This is a genomic window from Bacillus sp. (in: firmicutes), assembly GCF_031983925.1.
In the GTDB taxonomy this organism is placed as follows: Bacteria; Bacillota; Bacilli; order Bacillales; family Bacillaceae_G; genus Bacillus_A; species Bacillus_A pacificus.
On record NZ_DALYZR010000007.1, the window covers coordinates 1 to 22,041 of the forward strand.

The 22,041-nt window shown below is 33.6% G+C and carries 17 protein-coding genes and 3 tRNA genes; 15 read left to right on the top strand and 5 right to left on the bottom strand.

Going from position 1 to position 22,041, the window contains the following annotated elements:
• Positions 1-69: 69 nt before the first annotated feature.
• From RTP99_RS19065 to RTP99_RS19135, 15 genes are all read left to right on the top strand, one after another.
• Positions 70-140: transfer RNA gene (locus RTP99_RS19065), tRNA-Cys, on the top strand.
• A 10-nt stretch (positions 141-150) separates the two neighbouring features.
• A tRNA-Leu gene (locus RTP99_RS19070) sits at positions 151-232 on the top strand.
• Between the two features lie 490 nt (positions 233-722).
• Positions 723-1,442: a YebC/PmpR family DNA-binding transcriptional regulator gene (locus RTP99_RS19075; RefSeq protein ID WP_000532946.1), complete on the top strand. Its 720-nt coding sequence runs from the start codon at positions 723-725 to the stop codon at positions 1,440-1,442.
• A gap of 148 nt (positions 1,443-1,590) precedes the next feature.
• A complete protein-coding gene (locus tag RTP99_RS19080) occupies positions 1,591-2,052 on the top strand; it encodes an NUDIX hydrolase (protein ID WP_000400448.1) in 462 nt (153 codons plus the stop codon).
• A 486-nt stretch (positions 2,053-2,538) separates the two neighbouring features.
• Positions 2,539-3,315, top strand: coding sequence for a transglycosylase domain-containing protein (locus tag RTP99_RS19085; RefSeq protein WP_000664712.1), 777 nt, complete (start codon positions 2,539-2,541; stop codon positions 3,313-3,315).
• A 188-nt stretch (positions 3,316-3,503) separates the two neighbouring features.
• The gene (locus tag RTP99_RS19090) at positions 3,504-4,157 is read left to right on the top strand and encodes a DsbA family protein (RefSeq protein WP_000842720.1); all 654 of its coding nucleotides are present in this window, start codon (positions 3,504-3,506) and stop codon (positions 4,155-4,157) included.
• A gap of 114 nt (positions 4,158-4,271) precedes the next feature.
• A tRNA-Gly gene (locus RTP99_RS19095) sits at positions 4,272-4,345 on the top strand.
• A 198-nt stretch (positions 4,346-4,543) separates the two neighbouring features.
• Positions 4,544-5,686: a tRNA epoxyqueuosine(34) reductase QueG gene (gene queG, locus RTP99_RS19100; protein WP_000345218.1), complete on the top strand. Its 1,143-nt coding sequence runs from the start codon at positions 4,544-4,546 to the stop codon at positions 5,684-5,686.
• Positions 5,687-5,730: 44 nt separating this feature from the next.
• On the top strand, positions 5,731-6,618 hold the full coding sequence (locus RTP99_RS19105) for an amidase domain-containing protein (RefSeq protein ID WP_000260538.1): 888 nt from the start codon (positions 5,731-5,733) through the stop codon (positions 6,616-6,618).
• A 58-nt stretch (positions 6,619-6,676) separates the two neighbouring features.
• On the top strand, positions 6,677-7,165 hold the full coding sequence (gene trmL / locus RTP99_RS19110) for a tRNA (uridine(34)/cytosine(34)/5-carboxymethylaminomethyluridine(34)-2'-O)-methyltransferase TrmL (RefSeq protein ID WP_000538147.1): 489 nt from the start codon (positions 6,677-6,679) through the stop codon (positions 7,163-7,165).
• Positions 7,166-7,294: 129 nt separating this feature from the next.
• The gene (locus RTP99_RS19115) at positions 7,295-9,403 is read left to right on the top strand and encodes a sensor domain-containing protein (protein ID WP_000664295.1); all 2,109 of its coding nucleotides are present in this window, start codon (positions 7,295-7,297) and stop codon (positions 9,401-9,403) included.
• A gap of 392 nt (positions 9,404-9,795) precedes the next feature.
• On the top strand, positions 9,796-11,691 hold the full coding sequence (locus RTP99_RS19120) for a PrkA family serine protein kinase (protein WP_000353283.1): 1,896 nt from the start codon (positions 9,796-9,798) through the stop codon (positions 11,689-11,691).
• A 447-nt stretch (positions 11,692-12,138) separates the two neighbouring features.
• The gene (yhbH, locus tag RTP99_RS19125) at positions 12,139-13,314 is read left to right on the top strand and encodes a sporulation protein YhbH (RefSeq protein ID WP_000503513.1); all 1,176 of its coding nucleotides are present in this window, start codon (positions 12,139-12,141) and stop codon (positions 13,312-13,314) included.
• A gap of 257 nt (positions 13,315-13,571) precedes the next feature.
• Positions 13,572-16,799 carry a leucine-rich repeat domain-containing protein gene (locus RTP99_RS19130; RefSeq protein ID WP_312366946.1) on the top strand — a complete coding sequence of 1,076 codons (3,228 nt, stop codon included), beginning with the start codon at positions 13,572-13,574 and terminating at the stop codon, positions 16,797-16,799.
• Between the two features lie 160 nt (positions 16,800-16,959).
• Positions 16,960-17,091, top strand: a complete 132-nt coding sequence (locus RTP99_RS19135; RefSeq protein WP_000289527.1) for a hypothetical protein — start codon at positions 16,960-16,962, stop codon at positions 17,089-17,091.
• Positions 17,092-17,136: 45 nt separating this feature from the next.
• On the opposite strand, the gene RTP99_RS19140 is transcribed toward RTP99_RS19135, so the two are convergent.
• The 5 genes from RTP99_RS19140 to opuD form a co-directional block, all read right to left on the bottom strand.
• Positions 17,137-17,997 carry a transporter substrate-binding domain-containing protein gene (locus RTP99_RS19140; protein WP_000714177.1) on the bottom strand — a complete coding sequence of 287 codons (861 nt, stop codon included), beginning with the start codon at positions 17,995-17,997 and terminating at the stop codon, positions 17,137-17,139.
• Positions 17,994-18,761: an amino acid ABC transporter ATP-binding protein gene (locus RTP99_RS19145; RefSeq protein ID WP_000126486.1), complete on the bottom strand. Its 768-nt coding sequence runs from the start codon at positions 18,759-18,761 to the stop codon at positions 17,994-17,996. Before RTP99_RS19145 ends, RTP99_RS19140 begins: the two co-directional genes overlap by 4 nt.
• A 30-nt stretch (positions 18,762-18,791) precedes the next feature.
• Entirely contained in the window at positions 18,792-19,445 is a 654-nt protein-coding gene (locus RTP99_RS19150) for an amino acid ABC transporter permease (RefSeq protein ID WP_000528399.1), read from the bottom strand.
• Positions 19,426-20,091, bottom strand: coding sequence for an amino acid ABC transporter permease (locus RTP99_RS19155; RefSeq protein ID WP_046646254.1), 666 nt, complete (start codon positions 20,089-20,091; stop codon positions 19,426-19,428). Before RTP99_RS19155 ends, RTP99_RS19150 begins: the two co-directional genes overlap by 20 nt.
• 191 nt (positions 20,092-20,282) lie before the next feature.
• Positions 20,283-21,833, bottom strand: coding sequence for a glycine betaine transporter OpuD (opuD, locus tag RTP99_RS19160; protein ID WP_011039981.1), 1,551 nt, complete (start codon positions 21,831-21,833; stop codon positions 20,283-20,285).
• Between the last annotated feature and the right edge of the window lie 208 nt (positions 21,834-22,041).

Below are 22,041 nucleotides of genomic sequence, written 5' to 3' on the forward strand. Positions count from 1 at the left end.
GAATACAACCTTGCCAAGGTTGGGGTCGCGGGTTCGAATCCCGTCTTCCGCTCCAGTAAAATTTTATATGGCGGCATAGCCAAGTGGTAAGGCAGAGGTCTGCAAAACCTTTATCACCGGTTCAAATCCGGTTGCCGCCTTTTCTTTTGTGCCGATGTGGCGGAATTGGCAGACGCGCACGACTCAAAATCGTGTTCCTTCGGGAGTGTCGGTTCGACCCCGACCATCGGTATCACGAACGGCGTAATAAAAAAGACTCTACACCAAATGTGTAGAGTCTTTTTTATATTTTCATCATACTAAAGAATAAGCACAAATAGGTACTAAATGATTAAGATAAACGTATTCATGTAGTATTTGAATGTGTCATAATTCTCCCCCTCTATACTCACTTCAAATTTTTTCCTATTTTAATTATACAACAATAGAAAGGAATTAAGGGAATATTATGGAAATCGGTATCGGTGATGTAAAAAACTCTAATAGAAATGGTAGAGTTTTTTTGCTAAATTATGTTATGTGATTCTAAAATTCGTGATAAATGTAGCAATTCATGTATAATATAACTTGTCGAAAGAACAAAATGATAGTGATTTATATTATGTCTGTAATATGAATCAAAAATGAACTTTTTATATTTCTTTTAAAAATGTGTTGAACACACATGATATTTCATATTAATATTTTTATGTAGATTTAAAACCGGAAAGAGAGTGGAAAGTATGGGTCGTAAATGGAATAATATTAAAGATAAAAAAGCATCAAAAGATGCAAATACTAGCCGTATATACGCGAAATTTGGACGTGAAATTTATGTAGCGGCAAAACAAGGCGAGCCAGATCCGGAATCAAACCAAGCGCTTAGAGTGGTATTAGAACGTGCGAAAACATACAATGTTCCAAGAACAATTATCGATCGTGCAGTTGAAAAAGCAAAAGGTGGTTCAGAAGAAAATTATGACGAGCTTCGTTATGAAGGATTCGGGCCAAATGGAGCTATGGTAATTGTAGATACACTTACAAACAACGTAAACCGTACTGCAGCAGATGTACGAGCTGCATTTAGCAAAAACGGTGGTAACATGGGTGTAAACGGTTCTGTAGCTTACATGTTTGATGCAACAGCTGTTATCGGTCTTGAAGGGAAAACATCAGATGAAGTTCTTGAGATTTTAATGGAAGCAGATGTGGATGCACGTGACATTCTTGAAGAAGAAGATGCTGTTATCGTGTATGCTGAACCAGATCAATTCCATGCAGTACAATCTGCTCTTAAAGATGCTGGCGTTGAAGAATTTACAGTTGCTGAATTAACAATGCTTGCACAAAACGATGTAACACTTCCTGAAGATGCACAAGCACAATTTGAAAAAATGGTTGATGCATTAGAAGATTTAGAAGATGTGCAACAAGTTTACCACAACGTAGACTTAGGAGAATAATACGATAGAAGCCCCTTTTCATTTAACGGATAGGGGCTTCTTTTTATGAATTTCATTAAGGTGATGAATGAGTAAAGGTATTTTGTTGTAGACAGGGAATATGCTTATAGGGATATGTGAAATATTCATTATTGCTAGGAGGCTTAATATGGAACATAAAACACCAAAGCATATCGTTGCTGTAGCAGGTTATTTAACAAATGAAAAAGACGAAGTGTTATTAGCTAAAGTACATTGGCGATCGGATACATGGGAGTTGCCAGGAGGACAGGTAGAAGAAGGAGAAGCGCTCGATCAAGCAATTTGTAGGGAAATAAAAGAGGAAACAGGATTAACGGTGAAGCCTATCGGTATTACAGGAGTTTACTATAATGCTTCCATGCACATTCTAGCTGTTGTTTTTAAAGTGGCATACGTGAGCGGTGAAATACAAATTCAGCCTGAAGAAATACAAGAGGCTAAATTTGTTGCTTTAAATGAAGAGAACATAGATGAGTACATAACGCGTCCTCATATGAAATCCAGAACGCTTGATGCGATGAGAGCAACACATTGTATTCCGTATGAAACGTGGGAAGTGCAGCCATATAACTTAATAGGAAGATTGTAAAGAAAAGAGTAGCCGGTTTGAGATACAATCAAATCACTACTCTTTTTTGTATACTGTTTAAGAAAAAGGTCAAAATAATAATAGTGTTAGTATTGATTTTAAGAACGTTTGTTCTGTATAATGTATGATATATTATATACATTTAGATTACTAGATACTCAAAAGTATATATATTGGTAGATGATATAATGAAGATAGAGTGCTTTAATATAGAAAGTATAATAGCCTTAAGATTTAATCTGTTATTGGTTTAGCATAATCTATATTCAATATTTCAGATGAATAGTAGATAAAAAAGGACTGTGATACAATACTTTTTTATCCCACTATTTGCCGGGCAATCAGATTGGTGCGTTCTGATTAAAGTTTCACCTTATACCTTACAATGATGTAAGGTATGTGTAAGAGAAATCGATGGGATATTTTTTTACAACAAGGTATTCTTAAAGTAAGAATTATACGCTGTGTGGAAAAGAGGTGTTTAAGATGAAAGAACGAGTATTATCTAGGGTGAACTATCATCAAAAAGTTGCATTAAATCCAATGACTAAGTTTTTGTATAAAGCCATTATTTTATTATTATTGTTAAGTTTCGCGTTATTATTCATTGGAAATGTAATGATCGAGAAAAGTGATATTAGTAAATTACATGTACCGGCTAAGTTAGAGGTGCCAGAATCATTAACACATGCATTTATTGCAACAGAAGATAAAAGGTTTTATCATCATAACGGTTTAGATTATATAGCGATTATCAGAGCGTCTGTTGAGAATATAAAAGCTGGTGGTGTTGTGCAAGGTGGTAGCACAATTACACAACAGTTATCAAAAAATGCTTTTTTAACGAATGAACGTACATTTTCTCGCAAGTGGAAAGAAATTTTTTATACAAAAAAAATTGAACGTACATTTACAAAGGATGAAATTTTAAAATTATATGTAAGTAATATTTATTACGGAGAAGGAGCATGGGGAATTGAAAAAGCAGCAAACCTATACTTCGGTAAAAAGGTGAGCCAATTAACATTGGCTGAAAGTGCAATGATGGCTGCTGTAGTAAAGGCACCTGCTTATTACTCACCGGTACAAAATTATGATAAGGCCGTAGAGAGACGAAATGTCGTTTTGAGATTGATGGAGAAAGAAGGCTATATCAATCATGATGAGTATGTGCAAGCAGTTAGTGAGAAGTTAGTCATTCGTCATGATATAAAAACAGAGCAGTCGATGTTAAATAGTGCTCGTGAAAAAGCAGTAAGCTAATGGAAGTTCCTAAATAGGAGCTTCTTTTTTTTGAATAAATTGTGACAAATCGTGACACAATATCGTCACAATTATTGTGTTTTTGTAATTTATGTGAGCGTGTTCATTGCGTGACGTATATAAGTGTTGATATTATGTGTATTGTGTACAATGCTGTATACAGAATATGAAATTAAAGAGGAATGTATATGAAATCATCGAACAAACTCATGGCTCTTGGTATAGTTTTTTCCATTGCAGTATTGATTGTGATCGGAACGATTGCGTATAGCATCATAAATGACAAAAAAGATAAAGGGAATGAGATGTTTGCTTATTCCACACAACAATCTTTAGGGAAAGATGATGCTCCGGTTAAGGTAGTTGAATTTGGAGACTTCAAATGTCCCGCTTGTCGTACTTGGGATGTAACAGTATTGCCACGATTAAAAGAAGAGTATATTGATAAAGGTAAAGTGCAATTATACTTTATTAATTTTCCGTTTATTGGGAAAGACTCTGATTTAGGTGCAGCAGCTGGTGAAGCAATTTATAAACAAGATAAAGATTCATTCTGGACTTTCTATGATGAGATTTATCAAAGTCAAAAGAAAGATACGGAAGAATGGATTACAGAAGAATTACTTCTTAACATTGTGAAAGAGAAGCTTCCGAAAGTTGATGTAGATCAATTTAAGAAAGATTTACACAGTAAAGAAATAAAAGAAAAAGTACGTAAAGATTCAGATCGTGCTCAAAAATTAAAAGTTCAAGGTGCTCCTTCAGTATATATAAACGGAAATCTTGCAAATCCTGATTTCGATAGTATGAAGAAGGCGATTGATAAAGAATTGAAAAAGTGATGAGCTACTCATCACTTTTTCGACTTTTTTCGATAAAATTCTTGCTTCCGCTTTTTTTACATGCTATACTACTTTACATAAGTTATTCTAATATCTTATATGTATTTCATATTTGCGGGTGTAGTTTAGTGGTAAAACAAGAGCCTTCCAAGCTCTGGTCGAGAGTTCGATTCTCTTCACCCGCTCCAAATTTTATTAAATGTTTTTCTATAAATTGTGATCAACGCAGTGTTTCGTTTCCGAGATAAACGAGGCATTGCGTTTTTTAATGTTTGGAAAACAGTATTTTATGCGAAAATAGAAGTAAAGAATAGTATTCCAAAAGTGAATTGCTAACCAATAGATCGTTACATAAAGGATGGATTCATCTGAGGAGGCGATTAGGAATGGATTTTGAACAATTAAAGCAAGATGTCATTGCGTATAGTAAAACGATTGGTATAGATAAAATAGGCTTTGCTAGTGCTTCACCATTTGAAGAATTAAAGCAGCGGTTAATCCAGCAGCAACAATTAAATTATCAATCTGGATTTGAAGAGCCTGATATAGAAAAGAGAACGAATCCACAGCTTTTATTACCTGGTGCAAAATCAATTATTGCGATTGCATTAGCGTATCCTTCAAAATTAAAAAATGCACCATTAAGTAAGCGTGGAGAACGCCGTGGGATTTTTTGTCGTGCTTCTTGGGGACAAGATTATCATCTAGTTTTACGAGATCGTTTGCAGAAATTAGAAGCATATTTAATCGAAAAACTTCCCGATATAGAAGTTAAGTCAATGGTTGATACGGGTGAATTAAGCGATCGAGCTGTTTCAGAGCGTGCTGGTATTGGATGGAGCGGTAAGAACTGCTCTATTATTACACCTGAATTTGGTTCGTATGTATATTTAGGAGAAATGATTACAAACGTTCCATTCCCACCAGATCAGCCGATAGAAGATCAATGCGGGAGCTGTACAAAGTGTATTGATATTTGTCCTACAGGTGCTTTAATACAAGGAGGACAGTTAGATTCGAAGAAGTGTATAGCATTTTTAACACAGACGAAAGGATTCCTACCGGAAGAGTATCGCGACAAAATAGGTAATCGTATTTATGGATGTGATACGTGTCAGACAGTTTGTCCGAAAAATAAAGGAATGGATTTTCATAATCACCCTGAGATGGAACCAGATCCTGAGTTAGTTAAGCCGTTATTAACACCACTTTTAACAATTAGCAATCGTGATTTTAAAGAGAAATATGGAATTATGTCTGGTTCATGGAGAGGTAAAAAACCGTTGCAACGAAATGCAATTTTGGCACTTGCGCATTTTAAAGAGGCATCAGCAATTCCTGATTTAATTGGTGTTATGAAAGACGATCCAAGACCAGTACTTCGCGGAACAGCAGCGTGGGCGCTTGGGAAAATTGGTGGAGACGGCGTGGGCGAAGCTATTGAAAAAGCGATGCAACGTGAGAAAGACGAAGAGGTTCTTCATGAAATGAATCGCGGACTTGAATTGTTAGCGCAGAAAAAAGAGTAGATAATATCTCCCTTTTTCATATTGTAATATGGGAGGGAGACGAAATGGTTGTAAAAATAAATATTGAAAAGCAAGTCCAACACTTTTTAGCATATATAACAGAGAAACGAACAAATGTAGATGGTATTGCTGAAGATTTATTACAAATAGCAAAGAGAAAGAAACAATTATTTCAAAAGCGTAATGCAGAGATAGTAAAAGCAACTGCGGACGTTTCTTTTATGAGGCAATTCAATAATAGCAATCATCAAGAAATTGATTATCAAATACATTTTAAATATTTAATTAAGCATAAAGAATTATTTTATATTGAAGAGGAACAATTAAAACGAAGAGTTTGTTTAAATAATAGCCGGATAATAGGTGATTATGCTATTGAAGTGCCAGAAGCAGTTGGAATGAGTGAGACATTAGAAAGGGAAGTTACAAAAGAGAAGTACGGTTCCTATCAGTACAACCGTTTAGAGGCAGTTAAATATGCAGAGCGTTGGTGGGATGATCGAAACCCTGCATATCGTAATTTTCCTGATAATTGTACGAATTTTATTTCTCAATGTCTTCATACTGGAGAAGTACCAATGAATGGATATCCTAATATTCGCAAAGGATGGTGGCAAAGGGAGAATCAGTGGAGTTGGAGCTGGGCTGTTGCACACTCTTTTTATTGGTATTTGTCAGGTGCTACATCAGGACTTCGAGCTGAAGCTGTAGAAAGGCCAGAGGACCTTATTCTTGGTGATGTCATCGCTTATGATTTCGAGGATGATGGTAGGTGGAATCATACGACGATTGTAGTAGCAAAAGACGCAGATGGTATGCCACTTGTAAATGCACATTCAGCGAATAGCCGTCGGCGTTATTGGAACTATGAAGATTCTAGTAAATATACACCACAAATGAAATATAAATTCTTTCATATTATTAATGGGTAGAGATTTTTCGCTCAAGTGGTATAATACGTAGTAGACAAAAAACAGAGGTGAATATCGCGTGGGAGTACATGTTGTTTTATATCAACCAGAAATTCCAGCAAATACAGGAAATATTGCTCGTACTTGTGCAGCAACTGGAACAGAATTGCATTTGATTAGACCGCTTGGATTTTCAACGGATGATAAAATGTTAAAGCGTGCAGGATTAGATTATTGGCAGCACGTGAAAATTACGTATTATGATTCAATTGAAGAGTTTTATGAGAAAAATAAAGACGGTGAGTTCTTCTATTTAACAAAGTATGGCGAGAAAGCTCATACAGCGTTTGATTATAGTAAACGTGAGAAGGATTACTACTTTGTATTTGGAAGAGAAACGAACGGTTTACCAGCTAATGTAATCGAAGAAAATTTCGATCATTGTTTACGTATTCCAATGACTGATAAAGTGCGTTCATTAAATTTATCAAATACAGCAGCTATTTTAATTTATGAAGCGTTCCGTCAACAAAATTATCCAGGATTAGATTTAGAAATTGTTTATTAAAAGTCGCCATATGGCGACTTTTTTTCTAAAAATAAAAATAAATATGGAATCATACATTTAAAAAAGGGTACATAGTCATATAGAATGGTGATATATGAATAAAAATAGATCAGACAGGTTGAGATAAATATGAAGGAACAATATCGTAATCAAAATACCTTTTTAAGTATGATAGATATGGATTTAATAAGAAGAGGATTATTACATGCTATTCAAGATTTAGTATTTATTGTGAAAGTTATGGATGATGAAACCTTTACATATATTTATGTAAATAAGATAGGTATGGATTATGCAAAGCTAAGCGAAGAATGTTATGGAAAAACGTTTTCTGAAGTATTGCCGAAAGATACGGCGGAAATATTGCAAGTGCAATATGCAAAAGTAGCGAGCGAAGTAAAAGCACATACCTTTTGTGATGTAGTTAGTTTACCAACTGGTAATTTACATTATGAATCTTCACTTAATCCTGTATTTGATGAAGAAGGAGTATGTCAGTTTATTATTTGTATTACGAGGGATATTACAGCTCAAATTGAGGAGAAGATTGAAATAGAGGAAAAACAAATGTTATTTAAGTCATTACTAGAATATAATAATGACTCCATTATATCTATAGATTCTATAGGTAGAATTACATACGCGAATCCAGCAACGTATGAAATATTTGGATATCGATATGAAGAATTAAATAATAAATTTATCTTTGAATTTATTAATAAAGAATATGAAAAAGATTTTCAAAGTATATTTAAAGGATCCATGCAAGGAAAAGCGAAGCAAATTGTTTCAAAGAAGTATATTCATAAAGAAGGGTACGAGCTATATATTTCTCTGAGGACGATTCCGATTATTGTAAATGGTGAAATTGTTGGAGTATATATTGTTACGAGAGATGTTACAAGGCAAGTATTAAATGAGATGAGAACGGAATATTTAGCTTACTATGACCAGTTAACAGGATTAATGAATAGAATTTCATGTGCAAATAAGTTAAATACTTTGTTGAATGATAATATAGAGTTTGCGCTTGTTTTTATAGATTTAGATGAATTTCATCTTATTAATGATACTTTTGGCCATAAAGAAGGAGATAAAGTATTACAAAAAGTTACAGAATGTTTAAGCAGTTTTGAAATAGCTGGTATGCACTTATTTAGAGAACACGATGATCAATTTGTTATGTTAATAGAAAATATAACGAAAGAACGTGTAGAGGGAGTTGCCAAAAACATACTGAAAAGGATTAGTGAACATTTTGTAATCGAAGAAGAGGACGTGTATTTAAGTGCGTCAATCGGAATTGTAATGGCTCCAACAGATGGAGAAGATGAAAAAATATTATTCCAAAGAGTTGATGCTGCTTTGGAAAAAGCAAAAGAAAAAGGAAAAGGGCATTATGCTTTGGAAAAAGCAAAAGAAAAAGGAAAAGGGCATTATCATTTTTATTGCAGCGGGTTAGATTGTGAGCGTGAACAAAGATTTATAATAGAAAACCAATTACATCGTGCTATAGAAAAAAATGAATTCTTCTTATATTATCAGCCGCAAATTAATATTGAAACGAAAAAAATAGCTAGTATGGAGGCTTTAATAAGATGGGAGAATAAAGAATTAGGATTTGTCTCTCCCAATCAATTTATTCCGCTAGCAGAAAGAACAGGATTTATTATTAAGCTTGATGAATGGGTAGTAAATGAAGTGTGTCGACAAATACGCGAATGGTTAAATAAAGGATATGAAGTTGTCCCAATTGCAGTTAATATTTCAGCCAGGCATTTTCGCTCTATTACATTAATAGAGATGATTACACGAGCTTTACATAAGTACAATGTACCAGCCCATTTATTAGCGATAGAGGTTACAGAAGGAGCCCTTATACATAAAGATATATCGAAAAGAGTATTGCTACAATTAAAAGAACAAAATTTAAAGATTCATTTAGATGATTTTGGTACAGGATATTCATCTTTAAGTTATTTAAAAACGTATCCAATTGATACTTTGAAAATTGATCGTTCTTTTATGGAAGGTATACATGTAGATGAACGCGATACGAATATTACGGCTGCAATTATTCATTTAGCTCATACGTTGGAATTGAATGTAATTGCAGAAGGGGTAGAAAAAGCGGAACAAATACAATTTTTGAAGGAAAAGAATGTGAAGTTTGTACAAGGTTATTATTATAGCCGCCCTTTATCAAAATATGATGTGGAAAATGTGTATTATAAATAATTGATAAAAAAAGTGATGTGCTAAGAAGCACATCACTTTTTATGTGTACCGGGTTTATCATTGTAACCAGATGTAAAAATAGCTGTAAGAAATGTGAGTGATACACCTAAAATTAATAATAATTTCATACTAATATCCCTCCTATTTTTCAGTTTACGAATCTGAAATATGAATCGAAATGTATGTAATGTTCTTGGAAGAAAAGAATTTATTTAAAATGAATAGAGGTGTAAAAACTTTAATACCTATATTATACAGAATTTTCTTTGAATTTTGGAGAGAATTTTATAGCACTACTGTATATTTCATTTTGATTTAAAGAATGTTTAAGGACATCCTAGCATACCTTTTATAATAATCCGATTGAACAAGGAGATGGGGGAGGAGCTATAATGGATATTCTAAAAAAAATTGAACAGCATCGAGAAGCAGAAGAACGCTTACAATGGGAAGGTACGTTTGCGGAGTATTTGGAGCTTGTGAAGGAAAGACCATGGGTGGCTCAAACAGCACACTCTCGCATTTACAATATGATAAAAGATGCTGGAATTGAAGAAGTTGATGGTAGAAGAAAGTATAACTTCTTTAGTAATCAGCTATTTGGGTTAGAGGATGCTTTAGAACGTCTTGTAGAGGAATATTTTCATCCGTCTGCAAAACGATTAGATGTTAGAAAACGTATTTTATTATTAATGGGTCCTGTTAGTGGAGGGAAATCAACATTAGTTACGATGTTGAAACGAGGATTAGAAACATATTCACGAACAGATCGAGGAGCAATTTTTGCAATTAAAGGATGCCCAATGCATGAGGATCCACTTCATTTAATTCCGCACCATTTACGGGATGATTTCTTTGATGAGTATGGGGTTAGAATTGAAGGGAATTTATCACCACTCAACGTTATGCGTCTAGAACAAGAATATGGTTCGAGAATTGAGGATGTAGTTGTAGAGCGTATTTTCTTCTCGGAAGATCGCCGTACAGGGATTGGTACATTTAGCCCGTCTGATCCTAAATCACAAGATATTGCCGATTTAACAGGTAGTCTAGACTTTTCTACAATCGCAGAATATGGTTCAGAATCAGATCCACGAGCGTATCGCTTCGATGGGGAATTAAATAAGGCAAACCGTGGGATGATGGAATTCCAAGAGATGTTAAAATGCGACGAGAAGTTTTTATGGCATTTATTATCGCTTACGCAAGAAGGGAATTTCAAAGCGGGAAGATTTGCGCTTATTTCAGCAGATGAATTAATTGTAGCGCATACGAATGAAACGGAGTATCGCTCTTTCATAGCAAATAAGAAAAATGAAGCATTACACTCAAGAATTATTGTAATGCCAGTTCCATATAATTTACGAGTGAGTGAAGAAGAACATATTTATGAAAAAATGATTCGTGAAAGTGATGTGTCCAATGTTCACATTGCGCCACACACACTTCGCGTTGCAGCAATGTTTACAATTTTAACTCGTTTAAAAGATCCGAAGCGTCCGGATATTGATTTAATTAAAAAGATGCGTTTATATGATGGAGAAACGGTAGAAGGTTATAATGCGATTGATGTAGAAGAGCTGCAACGTGAATATCAAGATGAGGGCATGAGCGGTATTGATCCTCGTTATGTGATTAACCGAATTTCTTCTACAATTATTCGAAAAGAGGTACCATCTATTAACGCATTAGATGTACTTAGATCGCTAAAAGACGGGTTGGATCAGCATCCGTCAATTAGTAATGAAGATCGAGAGCGTTATATGAATTTCATCTCATTAGCAAGAAAAGAATATGATGAAATTGCGAAGAAAGAAGTACAAAAAGCATTTGTGTATTCATATGAAGAATCAGCGAAGACACTTATGGATAATTACTTAGATAACGTTGAAGCATATTGCAATAAATCAAAATTACGTGACCCATTAACAGGTGAAGAAATGAGTCCAGATGAAAAGCTAATGCGCTCAATTGAGGAGCAAATTGGAATTTCAGAAAATGCAAAAAAAGCATTCCGTGAAGAGATTTTAATTCGCATTTCTGCTTATGCGCGTAAAGGAAAACGCTTTGATTATAACTCACATGAGCGCCTTCGCGAAGCAATTCAGAAAAAACTATTTGCTGATTTAAAAGATATAGTGAAAATTACAACATCAACGAAAACACCAGACGAAAATCAGCTTAAGAAAATTAATGATGTTGTTGCACGCTTAATTGATGAGCACGGCTATAATTCTTCATCTGCGAATGAATTATTACGCTATGTAGGTAGCCTGCTAAACCGATAGTTTGATAACAAAACGCTGTCTCTTGTATTTTGCGGGACAGCGTTTTATTATCCATTCATATGTGTAAAGTGTCATACCTTGTCCAAATATAATAAATTAAGATGCAATTTTATGAATTTATTGTCAATTATTTTTACAATATGCATATGATAGAGTAACCAACCATTCATACGAAAAAAGCCAACACAATACAATATGTTGCAAAGTGTAAATGTGTGCAACTATGCATTGTGTTTCTTTCTTATCAAAGGCTGAATGATTCTTTTCTAGTATGTGAGTGGCAAAATTTTGTTTAGGATGCTCGGAGTATTATATGAAAAACGTTATATATGTTTATGGGATGATTTTCGATGGGCAGTTATCTTTCATTCTAGCTGGCACAGTATAAAACAAAATTTCTAGCTTGCTGTTCATATAGGAAGACAATTACAGTAAGGAGGGAAAGAAATGGGTGAAGAAAACCAACCAAATTATACGATTTCACAGGAAAACTGGTCCCTCCATCGCAAAGGATATGACGACCAACAACGCCATCAAGAGAAAGTACAAGAGGCAATTAAGAATAATTTACCCGATCTTGTAACAGAAGAAAGCATTGTTATGTCTAATGGTAAGGATGTTGTAAAAATACCGATTCGTTCTTTAGATGAATATAAGATTAGGTACAATTATGATAAAAACAAACACGTTGGGCAAGGAAATGGTGACAGCAAAGTTGGTGATGTCGTTGCGAGAGATGGATCAGGTGGTCAAAAGCAAAAAGGGCCAGGAAAAGGGCAAGGAGCAGGGGATGCGGCTGGAGAAGATTATTATGAAGCTGAAGTCTCTATTTTAGAATTAGAGCAAGCATTTTTCAAAGAGTTAGAGCTGCCTAATTTAAAGAGAAAAGAAATGGATGAAAACCGAATTGAGCATGTTGAATTTAATGACATTAGAAAAACAGGATTATGGGGCAACATTGATAAGAAAAGAACGATGATATCCGCATATAAACGAAATGCGATGCGTGGTAAAGCATCTTTTCATCCGATTCACCAAGAAGACTTAAAGTTTCGCACTTGGAATGAAGTGTTAAAGCCAGATTCAAAAGCTGTTGTATTAGCGATGATGGATACAAGTGGATCGATGGGAATATGGGAGAAATATATGGCACGGAGCTTCTTTTTCTGGATGACGAGATTTCTACGCACAAAGTATGAAACAGTAGATATTGAATTTATTGCCCATCATACGGAGGCAAAAGTAGTTCCAGAGGAAGAGTTTTTCTCAAAAGGAGAAAGTGGCGGAACAATTTGTTCTTCTGTATACAAAAAAGCACTCGAGCTAATTGATAATAAATACTCACCAGACCGCTATAATATTTATCCATTCCATTTTTCAGACGGTGATAATTTAACTTCAGATAATGCTAGATGTGTAAAACTTGTTGAAGAATTAATGAAGAAGTGTAATATGTTTGGGTATGGGGAAGTGAATCAGTACAACCGCCATAGTACCCTCATGTCAGCCTATAAAAATATTAAAGATGAAAACTTCAGATATTATATTTTAAAGCAAAAAGCAGATGTATTCCATGCGATGAAGAGCTTTTTTAGAGAAGAATCAGGAGAGAAAATGGCATAACCCCTTTTTAAGGGGTTATTTTTTTGTAAACTTTTTATTTTTTTAGTTGACAATGATAATGAAAATCATTATCATTTATTCGAGAAATGATTACATTTTGAATTATATATTTTGGAGGAGATGTAAAGTTAAAAAGAAAATAAATTAGATGTTAATGAGTGGTCAACTTAATTGGAGTGGTATCTGTTTTAGAAACAATAACTAAAAAATCATATGTTAAGAAATTACAATTTATATAACTTGGAGGAAAGTTTAAAGTGAAAAATAATAAAAGAAAACATATAAATGCAATGTTAATAGCGGCGACGTTGTCGTTGCCATTTGCTACATATTCTACGCCGGCGTTAGCAGCTGTAGTAAGTGAAGTAAATAAAGCTGGGCATATTTTAAAGGATGGAACGTATGATGTTGTTTTAAAAGCATATAATGAGAAAACAAATGAAGAATCTCGAGCTACAACGTATATAAAAGAACCGAAAGTAACAATTGAGAACGGTAAAAAAATTGTAACAGCTACGCTAAATGATAGTGATTTTTTCCAATACCTTAAGGTAGAAGATAGTCAAAATCCAGGTACTTTACATGATGTAAAAGTACTTTCAGAAGATAAGAGAAAAAATGGGACAAAAGTGATTCAGTTTGAAATTGGAGAACTAGGAAAAAGATATAAAATGCAAATGCATATTTTCATTCCATCTATGGGATATGATGAAAAGTATCAAGTGCAGTTTGAAGTAAATACAGTTCACTCAGAAAATAATACTATAGAAGAATCAAAAGAGAAAAAAGAAGAGCAACAACAAGTAAAAAACATAATATCTGATAATAAATTACAACAATATATTAATAAAAGTGTTTTACAACGAGCAGATATAAATGCACCTATTACTGAGGAAGATGCAGCACAAATTAAAGAGTTAAAGGTGTACTTAGGAAAGGGTATTGAGAGTTTAGAAGGTCTGCAGTATATGGAAAATCTAGAAGCATTTGAATTACATGAGTCTAATGTCAAAGATATATCACCAATATCAAGTCTAAAAAAATTAAAAACAATGAAGTTATATTTGAATCCAATCGAAAATATTGCACCTATTTCTCAACTGGAAAAACTACAATTCTTAACTTTACGTGATAACAAAATTAGTGATTTAACACCATTAAGCCAGTTGAAAAAAGTAAAGGTGTTAGATTTAATTGGAAATGAAATCACGGATATTAAGCCGCTATTTTCAATGGACTCTGTAACTAAATTATATTTAAGTAATAATAAAATTAGTGATCTGACAGATATTGAGAAATTAGATGATTTACGCTTGTTATGGATAGGAAATAATTATATTGATAATCTGACAGAAATTGGTAAATTGAAGAATCTTGTTGAACTAGAAGTTGCAAATGCTGAAATCAGAGATTTAACACCATTAGCAAAAATGCAACAGTTACAATCACTTGATTTAGAGCAAAATTATATTTCTGATATTTCGCCAATTAGTAAATTAAATAATTTATATGCTTTGAATTTAATAGCAAATGAAATTCGTGACATTAGACCAGTGAAAGAATTAGGGAAAAGGGTTCCTATTAAACTTCAGCGACAAAAAATCTTTTTAAGTGATGGAGTAGTAAATGAAGATATAAAAATTCCTATATACGATTCAAATGGTGAAATAGTTCAAAATATTAAATGGCAGGGCGAGGAAGGGACGCTTAATAACGGATCTGTTAAATGGAATAGTACAGGAGAAAAAGTATATGAATTTAAATTAGAAACAGATTCTGCTGAAAGTCAAATACTATTTAATGGAACAGTATACCAAAACATCGTTGAAAAACATGAAGATATAAATATTATTCAAGATAAAAATTTACAAAAATTCATTAATAAAAATGGTTTAGGAAGAGCGAACTTAGAATCATCTATAACAAAAGAAGATTTATTACAAATTAAATCATTAAAAATAGTTGATGGGAAAAATCAAGGCATTACTGATATTTCTGGTCTAGAATATATGACAAACATAGAAGAGTTGGTTCTAGATAATATTGAGCTGAAAAATGTAGATTTTATCTCGAATTTGAGAAGCTTGAAGGCTGTGAAATTAACTTCGAATCAACTTGAAAATATTGAACCACTTTCGAAATTAGATAAGCTTGAAAAAATAGATATAAGTGACAATAATGTGAAGAACATTAGACCATTGTTCACATTAAATGCAATGAAAAATTTAAATGTATCTAATAATAAGCTTAATGATGCATCACTTCAAGAAATTCAACAGTTGAAGAATTTAGAAGTATTAAAGTTAAATCATAATGAAATTAGTAATGTGGAAGCTATTAGTGAAATAAGTATGTTGAACGAACTTGAATTGGTAGGAAATAAAGTAGTAGATATAACGCCATTAAGTAAATTGAAAAATTTACAGTGGTTAGATTTATCCGATAATAAAATTCAAGATATTTCTATTTTTGCTTCGATGCTAGATTTAATAAGCTTAAAGTTACCTGGTAATGAGATTCGTGACATTAGACCGATTATACAATTATCTCAGTGGAGTACAATAGATATTAGAAGGCAGAAAATTACTTTAGATGATGTGCAAATGAATCAAGCTGTGAAGATCCCTGTTCATGATGTAGAAGGAGTACCGCTTGAGGACATTACACTGAAAAGTGAAGGCGGAATTATTAATGAAGAAGGTACAATCACTTGGAGTACGCCAGGGGAGAAAGTATATGAGTTTACGTTTGATGGAAATAATTATTTTGGATTAGGTATTTGGTTTAGTGGAGAAGTAATACAAAACGTTGTAAATAAAACTGAATCAAAAGAAGAAACACCTAAACCAGTAGTAGAAGAAAAGCCAAAAGAGGAAACGACTAAACCAGTGGTAGAAGAAAAACCAAAAGAGGAAACATCTAAACCAGTAGTAGAAGAAAAACCAAAAGAGGAAACGACTAAACCAGTGATGGAAGAGAAACCAAAAGAAGAAACGACTAAACCAGTGGTAGAAGAAAAACCAAAAGAGGAAACGACTAAACCAGTGGTAGAAGAAAAACCAAAAGAGGAAACATCTAAACCAGTGGTAGAAGAAAAACCAAAAGAGGAAACGACTAAACCAGCGGTGGAAGAGAAACCAAAAGAAGAAACAAGTAAACCAGTGGTAGAAGAAAAACCAAAAGAGGAAACGACTAAACCAGCGGTGGAAGAGAAGTCGAAAGAAGAAACACCTAAACTAGTTATGGAAGAGAAATCAAAAGAAGGAACAAGTAAACCAGTAGTAGAAGAGCGACGAAAAGAAGGCAACAAGCTAGCAAAGGAAAATGAATCCAATAAACAAGTGGATAATAAAAAAGAAGAGAGTAAAAACACTTTAGCTGCAACGGGTGGGCAAGAGAGCAATGTATCTTTACTTTCTGGACTAGCATTCGTTTTATCTGCACTTAGTATGTTTGTATTTAGAAAAAAATTATTTAAGAAGTAAATAATATATTGTTTTGTGTATTAAACAATAAGATTTCATGAATTTTTAAGAAGACATTATCATGGCGATTTCAATTTGAAACTTGCTTATGATAGTGTCTTTTTTTATAGAGGAGGAAATTAGTGTGGAATAAAGAATGTATGGGGGAGGAGGGATGGTTATGTATGTTAGTTCTATTTTAAAGATTGAAGAGATAGCATCATTTATTGCAAATATGAACAAGGATGCTACTCATCATGTTGGGTATTGTGGAGATGAGAAAGCATGTTTACAACACTATATAATAGAGTAAAAACCCATTCGTATGAAGATTATAATTCATACGAATGGGTTTTATTTAATTTACTTTGCCGCCCTCAGTAATAACAGATTCAGGACTAATTTGAGGACCGAATTCTTCTTTTAGATGTTTGTCATATAATGTATGTAGGAAGTTTTCTTTTCCTAGTTTTTCAAGTTCTTTATTTACCCAATCATGTACTTCTTTATTGCCTTTCTTCACTGCTATAGCAATTAAGTCATCTCCACCTAATTTGTCTTTTAATAAGTGGAATCCAGGATTTTTATTTGCCCAAGATAGAAGGACAAGATTATCTTGAGCATATGAATCAGCACGGCCATCTTTTAGTGCTTGTAAAGCTTCTGTATTTTTATCAAATTTAATTAACTCTACGTTTTTCATATTCTTTGTTAAATAAATATCTGCAGTTGTACCCTTTGTTACAATTACTTTTTTCCCTTCTAAATCTTTTACTGATTGAATAGGACTACCATCTTTAACAAGCACTTGCACAGCTACTTTTAAATGTGGATTTGTAAAATCAACTACCTTTTTTCGCTCATCTGTTGCGGTCATATTTGCTAACACGAAATCTACTTTATCAGATTGTAAATATGGAATGCGGCTTGCTGCTTCAACGGGAACAAATTTTACTTTTGATTCATCACCTAATAAGTCTTTCGCAAACCGTTTTGCCATATCAATTTCAAATCCAACATTTTTCCCATCTTTGTCAACGTAACCGAACGGTGGTTTATCTGTAAAAACAGCAACTACTAGTTCACCGCGCTCTTTTATTTCTTCAATTTTTCCACTTGGTTTTGCCGAGGTCTTTTCTGTTTTCTTTTCATTTGAACCACATGCAACGACTAAAATAGAAAGGAGTCCGATAATAATAAATGTTAAAAACTTTTTCATATAATATCTCTCCCTTTCACCGTTTCAATATAGAAAAATTGATTTAAGAAATGTTGTGCACGTTCTGTTTGTGGGGATGTGAAAAAAGTAGTTGGATCTCCTGTTTCACAAATTTCTCCTTCATCCATGAAAATAATTCGATCAGCAACAGCTTTTGCAAATCCCATTTCATGAGTGACAATTAACATTGTCATACCTTGTTTAGCTAAGCTCATAATGACTTCTAATACTTCTTTGACCATTTCAGGATCTAATGCAGCTGTTACTTCATCAAATAAAATTACTTCAGGATTCATACAGAGAGTGCGAACAATTGCAATACGCTGTTGTTGCCCGCCAGATAACTCTCTTGGATAGGCATCTTTTTTCTCTAGTAAACCTACTTTTCGTAATAATTGTTCTGCTTGCTTCAATGCTTCATTTTTATTTCGTTTTTGTACTTTTAGAGGACCGAGTAAAATATTTTCTAGAACAGTCATGTGAGGAAATAAATGATAACTTTGAAAGACCATTCCGATTTTTTGACGAAGTTTTTGCCAGTTCCCATCGTTTTTCGGAAGGGGGGCGTTATGAAAAAGCATTTTCCCACTTTGGATATCCTCAAGACCATTTAAGCATCTCAATAATGTACTTTTTCCGCAGCCACTTGGTCCTAAAATAACAATGACTTCTCCGGAAGATACTTGTAAGCTTACGTCTCTTAAAACAGGGTTATCATCGTATGACTTATAGATGTTTTGTAATTGCAACAATGGTGCAGTCATATTTCTTCTCCTCTCAAATGATTGAATTGTCTATATCCATCTTGTTTCTAGTTTTCTTGACCAAATAGATAATGGATAGCAAAGTAAGAAATAAAAAATAAATAAGCAACCGTATATGAGAAATGCTTCCCCTGTTCGTTCTACAATTTGTTGTCCAGCCTTTATAACTTCAGTTACACCAATTAAAACAGTTAAAGATGTCGTTTGAATAATACGAATGAAGATGTTTATTGTAGCGGGAATCATTCGCCGTATTGCTTGAGGAATGAGTACATATTGATATAATTGTTTCTTATTCATTCCGATAGATTTGCCAGCTTCTACTTGTCCCTTTGGCAAGGACTGAAGTGCACCTCTTACAATTTCGCCTATTTCTGTAATTCCCCATAATGATAGAGCTGTAATAGCAGCTACTGTACTAGAAACATCTATCCCTAGAGTGATTGGAAGACCGAAAAAGAAAAGAAATAACCAAACAAGGATTGGGATAGAACGAAATAATTCAATATAAGTTCTTGAAATGAACCTCAAAATAGTAATCTTTGATGTACGAATGATTCCAAATAGAATGCCGCCAATTGTACTAATGATGATTGTAAAACATGCAATTAATAATGTTTGTTCTAGTCCCTTTAGCAATTGCGGAAGCGATTCTATTAGTAGATTAATGCCCGAATTGCCCATAACGATTTCTCCTTTCTAACCAAGATAGTAGAAATGATAGTGGTACAAAAAGAAAGATATAGGAAGCTGTTAACATAATGAGCATCTCAGATGTTTTGTAATAAATTGAAATCAAATTCGTTGTTGTATACAACAATTCAGGAATAGCGATCGCAGAAACGATAGATGTTTCTTTTAATAGAAAGATAAAATTTGCAAATAAGGCTGGTGCAGAAATAGTTGCAGCTTGTGGTAAAACTACAAATCTAAATAGTTGCCATTTATTTAATCCAATGGCATATCCTGATTCCACTTGGCTTTTGGATATTGAATCAAGACCAGATCGAATGACCTCTGTCATATATCCACCACCTAAAAAACACATTGCAAGTAATGCGATTGAAAAATTAGATAATTTAATGCCTAATGATGGTAAACCGAAATATAAGAAAAATAATTGAATGAGTAAAGGTGTATTTCGGGCTACTTCCACATAAGCGCGAACAACTTTATGTATAATACGAATTCGAAAGAACAGAATTAAACCATTTATACTCGCAATAAATAATGAAATGATAATGGCGAAGCATGCGATTTTTAAAGTTAATAGTGCACTATCTACAAATAGTGGAATTTGCTCCTTCATAAAATCAATGTCTATCTCCACATGGACAACCTCCCTTCATTTAGATATCAAGAAAAAAAGATTAATAGTTAGTAAATAAATGTAAAAAGATTCAATTTATTTCCTTTATAATAACATATAATTCCTATAAAACAAGTAGGTTTTATTTGTTTTGGAAAAATAAATGAAATGAATGTAGAAAACACCTCTTCTAAAAGAAGAGGTGCCAATCGTTACATAACCTTTTTTATTTTTTTCGGAACTTCTTTCGTTTGCAAATTAACGTCTTCTTTTCGTAGCTCTTTAAAGAGTGAAGTAACCATAAGGACGACTACGATAGAAAATGGTAGTGCTGCGATGATCGCTGCAATTTGCAGTGCATTTAACCCTCCAACTTGTAATAAAATAGCTGCGATGATCGCGATTGTTAATCCCCATATAAGTTTTAAACTATTTTTTGGTGATAAGCTTCCGTTACTCGTTTGCATAGAAACGACAAATGTTGCCGAGTCAGCAGAAGTAACGAAAAATGTGGCTACTAAAATTAACCCGATAATTGTTAAAAATGTAGAGAACGGTAGATGTGAAATAACAGCAAATAATCCAATCTCTGTACCATTTTTCGCGATTTCATCAGCTATGCCAAGCGATTGGAACATTTCCATATGGATAGCGGTACCGCCAAATACTGCAAACCAAAATGTGCAGATAAGAGTTGGGACTAATACAACTCCAAAAATAAACTCTTTTATTGTGCGTCCTTTAGAAATACGGGCGATGAATGTACCGACGAATGGAGACCAAGAGATCCACCATCCCCAATAGAAAATAGTCCAGTTTTCTATCCAAGAAGAAGATTTTTCATTAAATGCTCCTAAATTTAATCCCATACTAGGTAAAGCTCCAATATAAGAACCGAGTGTAGATGTGAAATATTTCATAATAAATACAGTTGGTCCTAAAAGTAAAAAGGAGACGAGTAATATACCTGCAAGAGAGAAATTTAAGTTACTCAAATATTTAATCCCACGATCTAAGCCTGTTTGTGCACTTGTTAAATATAAAACAGCGAAGATGGCGATAAGTATGAGCTGTGTAAGTAAAGTGTTATGAATAGAAGGGAATAAATAGCTTAATCCTCCGGCGATTTGTTGAGCACCAATCCCAACAGATGGCACAATACCGAATACAGTGGCTAAAACAGCTAAAATATCAACTGTTTTTCCGATAGGAGAATTTTTCGATCGATTAAATAATGGAGTAACTGTAGCCCCAATTGTGCTACCTTTTTGTTTGCGGAATGTGAAATATGCAATTGTTAAAGCAACCATTGCGTATAGTGACCATGGAAAGAGACCCCAGTGGAAAAATGAATATTGCATAGCGAGCTTGGCGCTTTCCTCTGTACCTGCTTTTCCTGTTAGTGGATCTGTAAAATGTGAAATCGGTTCAGCGATTCCATAAAAGAGGAGTCCAATTCCCATTCCTGCCCCAAATAACATGGATAGCCAAGATGGATAACTATACTTTGGTTTTTCACCATCTTTACCAAGACGAATAGAACCGTACTTAGAAAATGCTAAATAAGCGGCTAAAATAATCATTGTGGTCATAAGTAGAGAGTAAAACCATCCAAATTTATTAAGGATAAATGAATTTAAGGAAGATGTAACGCTTTGTAAATCATAGCCTTGTATCCAACTTGCCGGGGTAATTCCCCATATGATGAATAATGTTGTTAGCAAGATGGAGATATAAAATACACTGTTTTCTTTTTTTATCATAGAATCCCACCCTTGTTTAATAAAGTTAACAATTATATTAATCATAACAATTAAAGAAATAATTGTCAAAAAATTCCCTTTTTATTACGTGAAAGGATTCGGATTACTTTCGGGAGAAAAAAGGGAATTTGTTCACGATATGTACAAAATGTAAGAAGAAATAATATGAAATATTGCATTTTATATTGTTGTATCTAGATTTTATGTT

Coding starts and splice junctions, on each gene's coding strand:
- RTP99_RS19075 (WP_000532946.1), top strand. CDS start 723: ATGGGTCGTAAATGGAATAATATTAAAGATAAAAAAGCATCAAAAGAT.
- RTP99_RS19080 (WP_000400448.1), top strand. CDS start 1,591: ATGGAACATAAAACACCAAAGCATATCGTTGCTGTAGCAGGTTATTTA.
- RTP99_RS19085 (WP_000664712.1), top strand. CDS start 2,539: ATGAAAGAACGAGTATTATCTAGGGTGAACTATCATCAAAAAGTTGCA.
- RTP99_RS19090 (WP_000842720.1), top strand. CDS start 3,504: ATGAAATCATCGAACAAACTCATGGCTCTTGGTATAGTTTTTTCCATT.
- queG (WP_000345218.1), top strand. CDS start 4,544: ATGGATTTTGAACAATTAAAGCAAGATGTCATTGCGTATAGTAAAACG.
- RTP99_RS19105 (WP_000260538.1), top strand. CDS start 5,731: ATGGTTGTAAAAATAAATATTGAAAAGCAAGTCCAACACTTTTTAGCA.
- RTP99_RS19115 (WP_000664295.1), top strand. CDS start 7,295: ATGAAGGAACAATATCGTAATCAAAATACCTTTTTAAGTATGATAGAT.
- RTP99_RS19120 (WP_000353283.1), top strand. CDS start 9,796: ATGGATATTCTAAAAAAAATTGAACAGCATCGAGAAGCAGAAGAACGC.
- yhbH (WP_000503513.1), top strand. CDS start 12,139: ATGGGTGAAGAAAACCAACCAAATTATACGATTTCACAGGAAAACTGG.
- RTP99_RS19135 (WP_000289527.1), top strand. CDS start 16,960: ATGTATGTTAGTTCTATTTTAAAGATTGAAGAGATAGCATCATTTATT.
- RTP99_RS19140 (WP_000714177.1), bottom strand. CDS start 17,997: ATGAAAAAGTTTTTAACATTTATTATTATCGGACTCCTTTCTATTTTA.
- RTP99_RS19145 (WP_000126486.1), bottom strand. CDS start 18,761: ATGACTGCACCATTGTTGCAATTACAAAACATCTATAAGTCATACGAT.
- RTP99_RS19150 (WP_000528399.1), bottom strand. CDS start 19,445: ATGGGCAATTCGGGCATTAATCTACTAATAGAATCGCTTCCGCAATTG.
- opuD (WP_011039981.1), bottom strand. CDS start 21,833: ATGATAAAAAAAGAAAACAGTGTATTTTATATCTCCATCTTGCTAACA.